The 12,983-nt window shown below is 39.2% G+C and carries 17 protein-coding genes and 1 riboswitch; of the genes, 14 read left to right on the top strand and 3 right to left on the bottom strand.

Annotated elements, in window-relative coordinates:
• Nucleotides 1-137 precede the first annotated feature (137 nt).
• A complete protein-coding gene (locus R8923_RS07820) occupies nucleotides 138-1,214 on the top strand; it encodes a glycosyltransferase family 4 protein (RefSeq protein WP_485872209.1) in 1,077 nt (358 codons plus the stop codon).
• A gap of 43 nt (nucleotides 1,215-1,257) precedes the next feature.
• Here the strand turns inward: R8923_RS07820 and R8923_RS07815 are convergent, their stop codons facing one another.
• The 3 genes from R8923_RS07815 to R8923_RS07805 all read right to left on the bottom strand — a co-directional run bounded on the left by R8923_RS07815 (nucleotide 1,258) and on the right by R8923_RS07805 (nucleotide 2,346).
• Nucleotides 1,258-1,476: a helix-turn-helix domain-containing protein gene (locus R8923_RS07815; protein ID WP_485872208.1), complete on the bottom strand. Its 219-nt coding sequence runs from the start codon at nucleotides 1,474-1,476 to the stop codon at nucleotides 1,258-1,260.
• 9 nt (nucleotides 1,477-1,485) lie between these two features.
• Nucleotides 1,486-1,965, bottom strand: a complete 480-nt coding sequence (locus R8923_RS07810; protein WP_485872207.1) for a DUF2975 domain-containing protein — start codon at nucleotides 1,963-1,965, stop codon at nucleotides 1,486-1,488.
• Nucleotides 1,966-2,034: 69 nt separating this feature from the next.
• Nucleotides 2,035-2,346, bottom strand: coding sequence for an SdpI family protein (locus tag R8923_RS07805; protein WP_485872206.1), 312 nt, complete (start codon nucleotides 2,344-2,346; stop codon nucleotides 2,035-2,037).
• A gap of 101 nt (nucleotides 2,347-2,447) precedes the next feature.
• Here R8923_RS07805 and R8923_RS07800 point away from each other — a divergent pair, with 101 nt between their 5' ends.
• The 13 genes from R8923_RS07800 to R8923_RS07740 all read left to right on the top strand — a co-directional run bounded on the left by R8923_RS07800 (nucleotide 2,448) and on the right by R8923_RS07740 (nucleotide 12,971).
• Entirely contained in the window at nucleotides 2,448-3,416 is a 969-nt protein-coding gene (locus R8923_RS07800) for an ABC transporter substrate-binding protein (protein WP_485872205.1), read from the top strand.
• Complete coding sequence (locus R8923_RS07795) at nucleotides 3,413-4,417, top strand: FecCD family ABC transporter permease (RefSeq protein WP_485872204.1); 1,005 nt, start codon at nucleotides 3,413-3,415, stop codon at nucleotides 4,415-4,417. Before R8923_RS07800 ends, R8923_RS07795 begins: the two co-directional genes overlap by 4 nt.
• The gene (locus R8923_RS07790; protein ID WP_485872203.1) at nucleotides 4,414-5,202 is read left to right on the top strand and encodes an ABC transporter ATP-binding protein; all 789 of its coding nucleotides are present in this window, start codon (nucleotides 4,414-4,416) and stop codon (nucleotides 5,200-5,202) included. Before R8923_RS07795 ends, R8923_RS07790 begins: the two co-directional genes overlap by 4 nt.
• A 163-nt stretch (nucleotides 5,203-5,365) precedes the next feature.
• The gene (rodA, locus tag R8923_RS07785; RefSeq protein ID WP_485872202.1) at nucleotides 5,366-6,538 is read left to right on the top strand and encodes a rod shape-determining protein RodA; all 1,173 of its coding nucleotides are present in this window, start codon (nucleotides 5,366-5,368) and stop codon (nucleotides 6,536-6,538) included.
• A gap of 264 nt (nucleotides 6,539-6,802) precedes the next feature.
• Nucleotides 6,803-7,159 (top strand): arsenate reductase family protein, encoded by a 357-nt coding sequence (locus R8923_RS07780; RefSeq protein WP_485872296.1) that lies wholly within the window; start codon nucleotides 6,803-6,805, stop codon nucleotides 7,157-7,159.
• A gap of 36 nt (nucleotides 7,160-7,195) precedes the next feature.
• Nucleotides 7,196-7,576, top strand: coding sequence for a glycine cleavage system protein GcvH (gene gcvH, locus R8923_RS07775; RefSeq protein ID WP_485872201.1), 381 nt, complete (start codon nucleotides 7,196-7,198; stop codon nucleotides 7,574-7,576).
• 47 nt (nucleotides 7,577-7,623) lie between these two features.
• Complete coding sequence (locus tag R8923_RS07770; protein ID WP_485872200.1) at nucleotides 7,624-7,932, top strand: thioredoxin family protein; 309 nt, start codon at nucleotides 7,624-7,626, stop codon at nucleotides 7,930-7,932.
• Between the two features lie 120 nt (nucleotides 7,933-8,052).
• Nucleotides 8,053-8,931 carry a cation diffusion facilitator family transporter gene (locus tag R8923_RS07765; RefSeq protein WP_485872199.1) on the top strand — a complete coding sequence of 293 codons (879 nt, stop codon included), beginning with the start codon at nucleotides 8,053-8,055 and terminating at the stop codon, nucleotides 8,929-8,931.
• An 88-nt stretch (nucleotides 8,932-9,019) separates the two neighbouring features.
• Nucleotides 9,020-9,712, top strand: a complete 693-nt coding sequence (locus tag R8923_RS07760) for a response regulator transcription factor (RefSeq protein WP_485872198.1) — start codon at nucleotides 9,020-9,022, stop codon at nucleotides 9,710-9,712.
• Nucleotides 9,696-10,838, top strand: a complete 1,143-nt coding sequence (locus R8923_RS07755; protein WP_485872295.1) for a sensor histidine kinase — start codon at nucleotides 9,696-9,698, stop codon at nucleotides 10,836-10,838. Before R8923_RS07760 ends, R8923_RS07755 begins: the two co-directional genes overlap by 17 nt.
• Nucleotides 10,839-10,914: 76 nt before the next feature.
• Nucleotides 10,915-11,049, top strand: coding sequence for a hypothetical protein (locus tag R8923_RS07750; RefSeq protein ID WP_485872197.1), 135 nt, complete (start codon nucleotides 10,915-10,917; stop codon nucleotides 11,047-11,049).
• Between the two features lie 51 nt (nucleotides 11,050-11,100).
• Nucleotides 11,101-11,207, top strand: a riboswitch (SAM riboswitch).
• Nucleotides 11,208-11,286: 79 nt separating this feature from the next.
• Nucleotides 11,287-12,309: a methionine ABC transporter ATP-binding protein gene (locus tag R8923_RS07745; RefSeq protein ID WP_485872196.1), complete on the top strand. Its 1,023-nt coding sequence runs from the start codon at nucleotides 11,287-11,289 to the stop codon at nucleotides 12,307-12,309.
• Nucleotides 12,306-12,971 carry a methionine ABC transporter permease gene (locus R8923_RS07740; protein WP_485872195.1) on the top strand — a complete coding sequence of 222 codons (666 nt, stop codon included), beginning with the start codon at nucleotides 12,306-12,308 and terminating at the stop codon, nucleotides 12,969-12,971. The genes R8923_RS07745 and R8923_RS07740 overlap by 4 nt, the downstream gene beginning before the upstream one ends.
• Nucleotides 12,972-12,983: the final 12 nt, after the last annotated feature.

Genomic DNA, 12,983 nt, shown 5'->3' with positions numbered 1-12,983 from the left:
AATAATTTGGAAAATGGGTGTGTCTAATTGTAGTATGCTGTTTTCTAAAATTTTAAATAAAAAAGGATAGGCAGGTTTTATGTAGACCTTGAGTTTATCAAGTTGTGGCAAAAAATATTTTGAAAAGGAATTTTGACATGAAAATACTTGTTATTGCCAACATGTTTCCATCTAAAGAATACCCGTCATATGGTATTTTTGTGAAAAATCATGTATGCATACTTGAAAAAGCATCAAGCAAAGTTGATACGGTTACCATGTGTAAAGCACTAAATAAGCGAAAAAAGTTATGGAATTATATTGTTTTTTATTTTCGTATATTCTTTACTTTACTATTTAAACAATATGATGTTGTTTATTTGCACTATGCATCCCATGGTGCGATTCCCATTTTATGTGCGAAAGTCTTAAATCGCAAAATTAATCTCACTGTCAATGTGCATGGTAGTGACGTGTTCCCTGAAACACGTATTCAAGAAAGGCTACAATTATGGGTGGCAAGGGTATTACGACAGGCAAATCATATTGTTGTGCCGTCTAGTTATTTTAAACAAGTCGTTATAAAACGCTATCAAATTGCATCTAGTGATATTTTAATATCGCCATCTGGTGGAGTAGATCGGATGCTTTTTACACCTCAAGAAACAGATAAAGATTTAGGTGTTTGTTGTGTTGGCTACGTGGGACGAATTGATATTGATAAAGGTTGGGATGATGCTCTTCACGGGTTTGCTCAATTTAAGCGCATGTCAAATCGGCCTGTTCGGCTTATTATGGTGGGGAATGGTAAGGAAAATGAGCAAAAAGAGGCGCTTATTCAAAAGCTTGGGATTCAAGAAGATGTGCGTTGCTACAATTTATTGCCGCAAAAGGAATTGGCCGCACTTTATAACGAAATGGATGTTTTTGTTTTTCCTAGCCGAAGAAAAGGAGAGAGCTTGGGTCTTGTCGGTATCGAAGCAATGGCATGTGGGGTTCCAGTGATTGGTAGTCGCATTGCGGGAATTCAAGGCTATTTGATTGAGGGAGAAAACGGCTATTTTACAGAAGTGGGCAACGCTAGCTCGATTGCTGAAAAATTGTTTCAATTTAGTTCAAGTAGTGAGGCTGAAAAGCAGCTGTTAAAGCGTAATGCCTTTCATTCGGCGATAGCATATGACCAGCAACTAGTTCAAGATGAAATGGTAAAATTATTACCAATCCTAGCGAATTAACACTCAGCCAGATTTTACGTATAAGTAGACACCCTAGCACATGCTAGGGTGTTTTGTCGTCTTTTTGATATTCTAAAATATCGCCAGGTTGGCAATCGAGTGCTTTGCAAATACCTTCTAGTGTTGAAAAGCGGACGGCTTTTGCTTTACCGTTTTTTAGAATGGATAAGTTTGCCATTGTAATGCCGACTTTTTCGGATAGTTCCGTAACGGACATTTTTCGTTTGGCGAGCATAACATCTACATTTATAATAATGGCCATATCATCACCTCATATCGTTAAGTCATTTTCAGATTTGATGGAAATTGCGTTTTGTAGAAGCTTCTCAAGAACAGCTGAAAAGATAGCAATAATAAATGCGGCGAAAATAATGATGCCTCCGATAAAAATAATTCCAGGCGCATCTGAAATATCAGCTGACAAATAAAAAAGCGGTAACGCGAGTAAATAAAGGCCACTAATTAGGAAGGCAGAAAATTTTATTTTGGTTAAATTTTTAACTGCAACGTGTGAAAAAGCCTTATTTTTGTCAATTAAAAGTAATAGTTTGAACGCTTGTACGACGGCAATAAAAAATGGAATGGCGCTCAAATAAATGCTAGCAAACGCGATATATACAAAGGCTTGCTGATTTGGAAAAATTTCAAGAGCTGCGATAAACAAGGGGGGAAGAGCGATAAATGCAAGCGCCACTACGGGAATGCAAAGCACAATAATGACGATTTTTAAAAATAAAGTTTCTTTTTTCATACTAAACACCTCACTACTTTTAGGAATAGTATTAGTATAAAATAAAGTTTATTGTTTTTCAATAATAAATTATTGTTTTATTTTATGTTCGGTTAATAAAATGGATAGGAAGAATAAAATTAAAAGGATGACAAAAAACAGACTACTGCGTATGAAAAATGGGATGGGAACAAAACTTAGTGCAACGTACAGGATAAATGTGGCGATACCGATTATGAGCCAAAGTTTACCTAAATAGCGATGTGCGAATTGAAAAGTCTCAGGTGATTTTAAACTCGCTTTTGTTCGGTAGCTAAGGGTTTGATTTTGGTTTGTTGGCGTGAAAAAATAAAAATAGGTGCCTAAACCGATGAGCAAGAAAGGGACTAAAAAGTCTAGCATATGATCGCTCCGTTCGTAATGAAAATGATTCTCAATCAACCTTTGAATTAAAAGGGTTTTTCTAGTACAATAAATATACCAGAAAATACGGGGAGGAAACTATGAAAAAGGCATATTTTGGACTGGTTTTTATCGCGATTTTATTTCTTGCTGCTTGTTCAGGGGCACCTGAGTCGGTAGAAAAAGAAGCTTCTAGCGGAGAGAAAGCGGAAAAAGCAGTTTTAACGATACATGATATGGCGGGGCGCACGGTCACGTTTGATAAATTACCGAAGCGGATTATTACGCTTACAAATTCAGATATGAACATTGTTTATGCACTCGGTGGAAAAGTAGTTGGACGGCAAACGCAAGATGCGAGCGGCGTAAAGCCAGAGGAAGCGAAAAGCGCTACGGAAGTTGGTAATACGCATGATTTGAATTTGGAAAAAATTGCGGCACTTGCGCCAGATGTGATTGTGGCGAGTTCGGAGCAAAATTTGAAGGATGTACCAGCGCTTGAGGCAATTGGGGCGAAGGTGGTTTTGACGGGCGCAAATTCGGTGGATGATATTAAGACGCAAACGGAAGTGCTGGGGAAATTACTTGGTGCGGAGGCGAAAGCGAAGGAACTAAATCAAACGCTAACCGAGCGGGAAGAGGCTATTCAAACGGCGCAAGCAGGTAAGCATGTCCGGGCGCTAATGATTTTAGGGGCTCCGGGAAGCAATTATGCGGCTTTACCTACATCGCTTAGTGGGGATACTTTGCGAATTGCTGGCGGAATGAATGTTGCTGAGAATTTAAAAGGTGTGGAAAACTTTCCGCAATATGCGGCGTTAAATATTGAAAAAATTGTTGCAGAAGATCCTGAAGTGATTTTTTTAATGATTCACGGCGGCGATGAAAAAGAAACGGAAGAGGCTTTTCGGAAAGAAATGGAACAAAATGATGCTTGGAATTCGACTACGGCGGTAAAAAATGGCGATGTCATGGTGCTTCCAGCCGATTTATTTGGAACAAATCCAGGTGTTAGAATTGAAGAGGCACTTGATTATATGACGCAGAAATTAAATCAGGTGGCGAAATGAATAAGGCGCATGATCCAAGACGTCGTCGCCGTTTAATTTCGCTTGCTGTCGTTTTAGTTTTACTTGTTATTGTATTTTTTTACGGCTTGACAACTGGTTCGGTGGGACTTTCTTATTCGCAAGTCTGGCACGTGCTAACTGGGGATGGCGACACACTTTCAAACCAACTTGTATGGAATTTGCGCTTGCCGCGAATGCTAATTGCCTTTTTAGTTGGGGCGGCGCTCGCAATTTCAGGTTGCCTACTTCAAGGCGTTATGCGAAATCCGCTCGCAGACCCAGGCGTTATTGGTGTATCGGCGGGCGGCGGCCTTGTTGCCATCATTTTAACAATTGTTTTCCCTACCTTATCGGGTTTCGTCCCGCTTGGCGCATTTTTAGGCGCATTTGGAACAGCCCTTTTAATTTATATCGTGGCTTGGGATAAAGGCGTTTCACCGCTGCGCGTCATTTTATCAGGTGTAGCGATTAATGCCTTTATTACGGCGATGACTTCTGGCATTATGGTGCTTTACTCGAATCGTGTACAGAGCGTGATTTCGTGGATGACGGGCACACTTTCGGGGAAAAGTTGGTATCACTTGGAGATGATTTTCCCGTACATGGTGGTTGGATTTTTCCTTAGCATTTTTGCCATCCGCTCCTCTAATGTATTAATGCTCGGGGACGATGCGGCGAAACTATTAGGATATGCGGTTGAGAAACATAGATTCTTTATTATTATGCTAGCGGCATTTTTAAGCGGTGTCGCGGTCAGTGTGGCGGGGCTAATTGGCTTTGTTGGACTTGTTGTCCCGCATATTTTTAGACTCATTATCGGGAATGATTATAAATATTTGCTACCCATGTCGGCGCTAGGCGGTGCAGTTTTGGTAGGCTTTGCGGATACGGCAGCACGAAGTTGGTTTGGTTCTATTGAACTGCCAGTTGGGATTTTGCTTGCGATGATTGGCGCACCGTTCTTCCTCATTTTATTACAGAGAGGGCGTGTTACTTCATGAAAATAAACATTGAAAACCTTTCTTTTTCGAGAAAAAAGGATTTTGCGATTCACGATTTATCACTCAAAATTGAAGAAGGAAAAATAACAACGCTTGTGGGGCCAAATGGTTCGGGAAAATCAACAATCCTCCGGCTAATGATGCGCCTTCTTGAACCAAAAGACGGCATTATTATGCTTGATGGAACTGATTTAGCGGAGATTAGTGCGAAAAAGTTGGCGAAGGAAATGACGATGTTATCACAGGCACCAGACGGACTTTTAGATGTGGTGGTGCACGATTTAATTGCTTACGGAAGAATGCCGTATAAAGCGTGGCTTAGTAGTGGGCTTACGACAGAAGATGAAACGGTAATTCGTTGGGCGCTTGATGTTTGCAATTTGGAGCATCTCGCTTATCGACCGCTACATACATTATCAGGCGGCGAGCGGCAGCGAGCGTGGCTTGGTATGGCTTTGGCGCAAAAAACGCCGATTTTATTATTAGATGAACCGACGACATATCTCGATATTGCGCATCAATTGGAGCTTTTAGACTTGCTAACTAAATTAAATCGCGAATACGGGATGACGATTGTCCTTGTTTTACATGATTTGAATCAAGCTGCACTTTATAGTGATTATATTTTTGCTTGCGCTGATGGTGCGATTGCGAAAACGGGTACGCCGCATGAGGTGTTTACGACGACACTTTTGGAAGAAGTTTTTCATATAAAAGCTGAGGTTTCAGAAGTTGGCGATAAGTTATCGATTCGGCCGGTTGCGTCTACGCGTTTCTCATCATAATTTTAGATTAGAATTTCGTGAAAAAGCTTCCCATCCAGTAAAAACTTGATATAATGGAGAGAGAATTTTTATGTTATAATGTATAGATTGGGTTTTACGGGAGTGTTTGGGGGGCAAAAGAATGAAATTTTATTTGTTAACCAACGAGTTAGGAGCGTAAAGAATGAATCAGCAAAATAAAATGGCGGGGCGAATTGATTACGGTATTGTTTTAACTTTAATGCTGCTCTGCTTAATTAGTTTAATATCGATTTATAGTGCCCAAATTACAAATGAGCAGTATGATACGAACTTTGTGATGAAACAAATCGTTTGGTATATGGTGACGACATTTGCGATTATTGTCATGATGCAGCTTGATTACGACAGGCTGACAAAATGGGCGTACTATTATTATGCGCTTGGAATCTTCTTGCTTGTTTTTGTACTTGTTTTTGGTAAAGAAGTAAAAGGCGCTAAAAGTTGGATTGTTATTCCGTTTTTAGGAAACTTACAACCGTCTGAAGTTGTTAAAGTCATCATTATAATTGTTTTAGCGAAGGTCATTATGGACCATAACAACAAGTATAAAATACATACGATTAAGTATGATTTTTGGTTGATTGTGAAAATTGGGCTTTTTGCTGCAGTGCCACTTGTACTTATTATGATGCAGCCTGATTTAGGGACAACACTTGTGTTCATAGCAATTATTGCGGGAATGATTCTTGTATCTGGGATTACATGGAAGATTATTGTGCCCTTATACGGCGGAATTATTGCACTTGGCACGGCGGCGATTTGGATGGTTATAAATCATCAAAGTTGGCTCATTAAAATTGGTTTTAAACCGTATCAGTTTGATCGTATTACAACATGGATTAATCCAGAAACAGATCCTCAAGGCGGAGGATATCAAGTTTTACGCGCGATGACAGCAATTGGGTCAGGTCAGATTACCGGAAACGGTGCTGGATATGATGCGATTGCAATTCCAGAAAATCACAATGACTTTATTTTTACGATTATTGGTGGCGATTATGGTTTTGTAGGAGCTAGTATTTTACTTGCACTGTATTTCCTTCTTATTTACCAAATTATTCGTGTGGCGCTTGATATTAATATTCCATATTATTCATATATTTGTACGGGTGTTGTCATGATGATCATGTTCCACGTTCTTGAAAATGTTGGAATGAACATTGGATTACTACCTATTACGGGGATTCCGTTACCATTTATCAGTTACGGTGGTAGTGCCTTGCTTGGAAATATGATGGCAATAGGTCTCATTTTATCTATTCGCTTTAATTATCAAAAATCGATGTTTGAAATGGAGAGTAAAATGGTCAATTAAAGCTGAATCTAAATGATTCAGCTTTTTTATTGGATTAAAACTTGTACGTGAAATTTGTGTGCTACTTACTCAATTTTTTGTTTTAGTAGTGACACGAAAAAGTGGAGGAAAGAAGAAATACTAAAAAATTAATGGCAATTATGTATGCGCTTTCTTATCTTGTGCTTCTTTTAGTCAAAAGTTGGGTTTTGCTTGCTTTTTTATTTGTACTTTTTGGGGAAATGGACTATGATAGAAGTAGATTTAGGTGGGAAGGGAGTAGCGATGGTGATAGATTTTTATTGGTACCCGAAATGTTCAACATGCAGAAAAGCAAAAGCTTGGATTGAGGAAAACGAGGTGGAGGTTAACCAAATTGATTTAATCGAAAATCCGCCAACTAAAAGCGAACTAAAGGCACTGTTTGAGAAAAGTGGCTTGCCGCTTCGCCGTTTCTTTAATACAAGTGGGATTAAATATCGCGAGCTTGGTTTAAAAGACAAGCTAGATGAGATGCCTATAGAGGAAGCTTTCGAATTGCTTGCTTCTGATGGGAAATTAATTAAGCGTCCGCTTACAACGGATGGAAATAAGGTAACACTCGGCTTTAAAGAAGAAGAATTTGAAGCTGCTTGGAAATAAAATTGCGCTGTTTTATTAAAAGGAGGAGTTTTTAAAATGAGTTTGCCAAAAGATTTATTGTATACGGAAGAACATGAATGGGTAAAAAAAGATGGTGATACTTATATCATCGGCATTACAGACTTCGCACAAGATCAATTGGGGGATATTGTTTTTGTTGAATTGCCAGAAGTTGGCGATAACATTCAGCAAGGTGACTCAATTGGAAGTATTGAATCTGTTAAAACGGTTTCTGATTTCTACGCGCCAGTAACTGGGGAAGTAGTAGAAATTAACGAAGGTTTAGAAGATGAACCGGAACTTTTAAACAGCGATACATATGAAAAAGGTTGGATTTTAAAAGTAAAAAATGTGTCTGCTGAACAAATTGATGCCCTATTATCAAGTGAAGATTATGAAAAAGTAATTGAAGATTAATTTCTGAGCCAGCCTTTGTAAGGTTGGCTCTTTTAAAGGAGGAAAGTATGATTCAATTTGAAAAACAAGATTTGGTGCGCTTTTTGAAAGAGGGGAAAAGTGGCTTTTTTTATTTTTATACGCCGTTATGTGGCTCTTGCATGCTTTCTCGGCAAATGATTGAGCTGGCAGAAAAAAGTTCGGGTATTGAGGCGTATGCGCTAGATTTAAATTTCTCCAAGGAATTTGCCCCGCTATTTGAAATTGAGGCAGTTCCTGTTTTAGTACGGATCGAACATGGTGAATTTGTGAATAAAACGTATACTTTGCATAGTGTAGTACCAATTTTTAACTTTCTAGAAAGTTTACCAGAGTAAAAAAAGTTTCGCTTCCGATATAGAACTGGCTTATGTTAAAAAGGTTGCTGTAGACCCATTTGACTTTGATATGATACACTTATTCAGGTGTTTGATAAGTGCGATTTGGGGGCAAATAAGATGAGTCATAGTAATTTAACAATTTTATCCGTAATCAGTAATTTTATAATTGTTGTTTTAAAATTAATTGTTGGTTTTTTGACGGGTTCAGTAGCGGTTATTTCCGAGGCAGTGCATTCCTCGATGGATCTTTTCGCTTCTGTTATTACTTTTTTTTCGATTCGGATTGCAGGGCGGCCTGCTGATGATGATCATCCGTACGGCCACGGTAAGGCGGAAAATATTGCGGGTACAATTGAAACGTTGCTCATTTTTGTTGCGGGCATTTGGATTATTGTGGAGTCGATTAATAAGTTTACGAACCCACATGAAATTCGCCTCCCAGCACTTGGTATTTTTGTCATGCTCTTTGGGGCAGCTGTCAATATCATTATTTCTCGGGTGATTAAACGCGCGGCTGATAAGGCAAACTCGGTCGCCATGAAATCAAACGCGCTACATCTTTATACGGATGTTTTCACTTCACTTGGTATTGCGGGAAGTTTGTTACTAGTGTATTTGACGGGGTGGACTTGGCTTGATCCGGTGATTGCAATTTTAACGGCAATTTACATTATGTTTGAGGCTTGGAAACTTTTGAAAGAATCATTTCCGCCACTTATGGATCAACGTTTGAATAAAAAAGAGGAAGAGGAAATCAAACGAATTATTTTAGCCCATAAAGAAGATTTTATTGAGTTTCATGATTTTCGTTCGCGAAGAGCGGGGACGGAGGAATATATTGATTTTCATCTTGTTGTGTCGAGTGAGATGACGGTTACAGAGGCGCATTCACTTTGTGATACGATTGAGCGGGAGATTGGTGAGTTCTATTCGAAGGCGCAGGTGTTGATTCATTTAGAGCCTGAGGAGGAACGCGTCTATTCACAAAATGTTTAATATTTATTAAAGAAATCTAAACGGATTTCTTTTTTTTTCGTTGTGATGGTACAATGAGGGTAATAAAAATGAGAAGAGGTAAGGAACAATGACATCCATTTTAATAGCAGATGATGATAAGGAAATTGTCGATTTGGTCAAGCTTTACCTTCAAAATGAAGGGTATGACATCCATCAAGCTTATGACGGGGCTGAAGTATGGAAGCTCGTAAATAAAATTGATTTTTCACTAATTATTTTAGATATTATGATGCCAGAAATGGACGGCTTAGAAGTTTGTCGCATGATGCGCAGTGAAGGGATTTTAACCCCCATTTTAATGTTGAGCGCAAAAGCGGAAGATAACGATAAAATTATGGGGCTATTAACTGGGGCGGACGATTATATGATTAAACCTTTTAATCCGCTAGAGCTTTCTGTTCGTGTTAAGGCCATTTTAAGACGCATTCAAAATATGCAGTCGGTTGTGGCTAGTGAGACGAATGATTTAATTATTGGTCCGATTGAAATTAACCGGGATCAACACATTGTGACGGTTAACCAGAAAGAGCTTCATTTAACAACGTCCGAGTTTGATATTTTACATCTACTTGCGAGTGAACCAGGCCGAGTTTTTAGTTCAGAATATATTTTTGAAAAAATTTGGCAGGAGCAGGCATTTGGCGCGAGTAAAACAGTGATGGTGCATATTAGTAATTTACGTGATAAATTACGGGAAGCGCTAGATGGTGAGAATGTGATTAAAACAATTTGGGGAGTAGGGTATAAAATTGAAATTTAAACGAATGATTGAGCGACTCGCGCATGTGATGAGTCCTTGGCAAGTTGCTTTTTTTGCGATAATTTCGTGGTTACTCGCAGGTATTGCACTCCAGACCATTTTTCTATGGGTGCAGTCGATTCGTGATGAATCCGTAGTACTTCGTGGTTTAAGCGATTCATTTATGGATTTGTTTGGACGTGGAAAATATAACAACGTAGTAGAGTCGCCAGTGGTACTTCTTGCAAAATATATTATTACACTCCTCATTGCGCTACTTATTTTCTATATTTTTTACCGACTGATGCGCCAGAGGAAACTAAAAAAGCAACTGCGCACGATTAACTACGCGCTAGGTCTTGACCGCCCAGTCGACACGATGAGTCTTGTTCCAGAAATTCGCGAACTAGAAATGAATATTGAGAAGATGCGTTCACGCCAAGAAAATTTAATGAAGCAGGAACAAGAAGCGCAACAGGCGAAAAATGATTTAATCACAAATGTATCACATGATTTAAGAACGCCGCTCACTTCCATTTTAGGCTATTTGAGTTACATTCATGATGATCGTTACCGAGATGAAGTCGAACTCAAATATTACACCGAGCTTGTTTATGACAAGGCAAAGCATTTGCATAAGCTCATTGATGATTTATTTTCTTATACAAGATTAGAAAGTGCAGAATATACGCTGGAAAATGATCGGTTAGATATGGTCGAGCTGCTCCGCCAACTTGTCGCAGAATTTGATGGACTTGCACGTGATAAGGGCATGGAAATCATTGAAACTTATGAGGCGGACAATTTGGTAGTAAGTGGTGATGGCAATCAAATTATGCGTCTTTTTGAAAACCTATTTTCAAATGCACTGAGATATGGCGAGGGAAATCAACATATCGATTTAATTGCCCGAAAAGAAGAAGACTTTGCGGTAATTGATGTTATTAATTATGGTGAGGAAATTCCTGCGCTTGATTTGCCGCACTTATTCGATCGTTTTTACAAAGTAGATAAAAATCGTACAACGACAGGAACGGGTCTAGGTCTTGCGATTGCAAAATCAATTGTGGAGCGCCACGGCGGTCTTGTGATGGCAACAAGTAAGCATCATAAAACAACATTTACTGTGAAACTGCCACTCATCTAATCTTTAGCTTTTCTTTCTTTTTTCTTTCTCGTGTTTTTAGCTTGGCGAAGTAAAATTTAAGCTAGGAGGGGAAGAAATGACAAAGAAAAGCTTTTTTATTATGTCGATTGCAATTTTAACTGTCATCGCTGTCTTTTATTTTACATACCAAACGAACTCCGTACTATCATCCATAAATCCAAAATTTACTGTTGACAAAAGAGCATTCTAAATGTAATATGAAAAAACAGGACGCGTTTCATACGCGCCACTAAAAATTTAATTCTTATCAAGAGTGGCGGAGGGATATGCCCGACGAAGCCCAGCAACCTAAGTACACACTTAAGGTGCTAATTCATACAGGACAAAATTGGTTCTGAAAGATGAGAAGAAAGTCGTACAACGTTAAATTCGTGCCTTTCTGCTCATGCAGAAAGGCTTTTTATATTGAGAGAAAAAGGTGAAGCGAATGATAACACTCCAAAATGTAGTAAAAGACTACACGACAAGAAGGAATAAGGTACGAGCCGTTGATGATGTTAGTTTGGAAATCGCAGAAGGTGAAATTTTCGGTGTCATTGGTTATTCTGGCGCAGGGAAAAGTAGTCTAATCAGGCTGTTCAACGGTTTGGAACTTCCGACAGCGGGACAAGTTGATGTAAACGGTAAGGTAGTAAGTCAAATTCGCGGGCGAGAACTTCGGAAGGCTCGGCAAAAAATTGGGATGATTTTTCAACATTTTAATTTGTTGTGGTCGCGAACGGTTTTTGATAATATCGCGTTCCCACTAGAAATTGCAGGTGTACGCGGACAAAAACGCAAAGAACGTGTAAACGAACTCATCCGCTTAGTCGGACTTGAAGGGAAAGAAAAAGCATACCCCTCGGAACTTAGTGGCGGTCAAAAACAGCGTGTTGGTATTGCACGGGCGCTCGCAAATGATCCAACCGTTCTACTTTGCGATGAAGCTACAAGTGCGCTCGATCCGCAAACAACGGATGAAGTTTTAGAACTGCTATTAGATATTAACAAGCGTTTAAATTTGACGATTATCGTCATTACGCATGAAATGCATGTTATCCGTAAAATTTGTAACCGCGTTGCCGTTATGGAAGCTGGGAAGGTCGTTGAGCTAGGGGACGTGTTAGAAGTTTTCAAACATCCGAAACAAGCTGTCACGAAACGATTTATTGAACAAGTCACAGAATCAGATGAAACGGAAGAATTAATTCGCCTCCTGCTTGAAAATTACTCGGAGGGCAAACTCGTTAAACTTCTTTTCATGAGTGAAAATGCGACAAGACCAGTCATTTCGGAAGTAGCGAAACAACATGATGTATCACTAAACGTGCTTCACGGCAGTTTAACACAAACACAAAATGGTGCTTACGGGACGCTTTATGTGCAAATTGAAGGTAGCGATATTGAAATTGAAAATACCATTCAACATTTACGTGATTTGAAGATTGAAACAGAGGTGATTGAAGGATGAAGGAACTCTTCCCAGATGTTGACTGGCAACTTATGTGGGGCTACACGCAAGAAACGCTCTACATGACCATTTATTCTTTAGTCGCTGTTTTCATACTTGGCATTTTACTCGGCTTACTACTCTTTTTAACAAACAGAAATGAGGGAGTGCCAGCTAAAATTTTATATTGGATTACTGCGATACTTGTAAATGTATTTCGCTCGATTCCTTTTATTATTTTAATCGTTTTACTTCTACCCATGACCAAAACGCTCGTTGGAACGATTATTGGACCAAAAGCCGCACTACCCGCTTTAATTATTTCCGCAGCGCCATTTTATGCCCGCATGGTAGAAATTGCTTTTAGAGAAGTTGATAAAGGCGTCATTGAGGCAGCTAAAGCGATGGGCGCAAATCTTTTTACCATCATCGGTAAAGTTTTAATTCCGGAAGCTTTGCCAGCTATCGTTTCAGGTATTACCGTCACAGCAATTTCGCTTGTTGGTTTTACGGCGATGGCAGGTGTAATCGGAGCAGGCGGACTTGGAAACGCCGCCTACTTAGAAGGTTTCCAGCGAAATCAACCTGATGTCACAATCGTTGCGACAATCATAATTTTAATTATTGTCTTCATCTTCCAAATCATCGGCGATTTACTCACAAAGGCAGTCGATAAAAGATAAAAAAAGGAGAGT

It is taken from the genome of Listeria tempestatis, from assembly GCF_963575625.1.
GTDB classification, from domain to species: domain Bacteria; phylum Bacillota; class Bacilli; order Lactobacillales; family Listeriaceae; genus Listeria; species Listeria tempestatis.
The sequence above is the reverse complement of the archived record's forward strand: the minus strand, read 5'-3'. Positions and strand labels throughout refer to the sequence as shown.

What these genes read in the sequence shown, in the direction of transcription:
- R8923_RS07820 (WP_485872209.1), top strand. Translation starts at nt 138, where the DNA reads ATGAAAATACTTGTTATTGCCAACATGTTTCCATCTAAAGAATACCCG.
- R8923_RS07760 (WP_485872198.1), top strand. Translation starts at nt 9,020, where the DNA reads ATGACATCCATTTTAATAGCAGATGATGATAAGGAAATTGTCGATTTG.
- R8923_RS07750 (WP_485872197.1), top strand. Translation starts at nt 10,915, where the DNA reads ATGACAAAGAAAAGCTTTTTTATTATGTCGATTGCAATTTTAACTGTC.
- rodA (WP_485872202.1), top strand. Translation starts at nt 5,366, where the DNA reads ATGAATCAGCAAAATAAAATGGCGGGGCGAATTGATTACGGTATTGTT.
- R8923_RS07805 (WP_485872206.1), bottom strand. Translation starts at nt 2,346, where the DNA reads ATGCTAGACTTTTTAGTCCCTTTCTTGCTCATCGGTTTAGGCACCTAT.
- R8923_RS07765 (WP_485872199.1), top strand. Translation starts at nt 8,053, where the DNA reads ATGAGTCATAGTAATTTAACAATTTTATCCGTAATCAGTAATTTTATA.
- R8923_RS07810 (WP_485872207.1), bottom strand. Translation starts at nt 1,965, where the DNA reads ATGAAAAAAGAAACTTTATTTTTAAAAATCGTCATTATTGTGCTTTGC.
- R8923_RS07815 (WP_485872208.1), bottom strand. Translation starts at nt 1,476, where the DNA reads ATGGCCATTATTATAAATGTAGATGTTATGCTCGCCAAACGAAAAATG.
- R8923_RS07795 (WP_485872204.1), top strand. Translation starts at nt 3,413, where the DNA reads ATGAATAAGGCGCATGATCCAAGACGTCGTCGCCGTTTAATTTCGCTT.
- gcvH (WP_485872201.1), top strand. Translation starts at nt 7,196, where the DNA reads ATGAGTTTGCCAAAAGATTTATTGTATACGGAAGAACATGAATGGGTA.
- R8923_RS07740 (WP_485872195.1), top strand. Translation starts at nt 12,306, where the DNA reads ATGAAGGAACTCTTCCCAGATGTTGACTGGCAACTTATGTGGGGCTAC.
- R8923_RS07800 (WP_485872205.1), top strand. Translation starts at nt 2,448, where the DNA reads ATGAAAAAGGCATATTTTGGACTGGTTTTTATCGCGATTTTATTTCTT.
- R8923_RS07745 (WP_485872196.1), top strand. Translation starts at nt 11,287, where the DNA reads ATGATAACACTCCAAAATGTAGTAAAAGACTACACGACAAGAAGGAAT.
- R8923_RS07780 (WP_485872296.1), top strand. Translation starts at nt 6,803, where the DNA reads ATGGTGATAGATTTTTATTGGTACCCGAAATGTTCAACATGCAGAAAA.
- R8923_RS07790 (WP_485872203.1), top strand. Translation starts at nt 4,414, where the DNA reads ATGAAAATAAACATTGAAAACCTTTCTTTTTCGAGAAAAAAGGATTTT.
- R8923_RS07770 (WP_485872200.1), top strand. Translation starts at nt 7,624, where the DNA reads ATGATTCAATTTGAAAAACAAGATTTGGTGCGCTTTTTGAAAGAGGGG.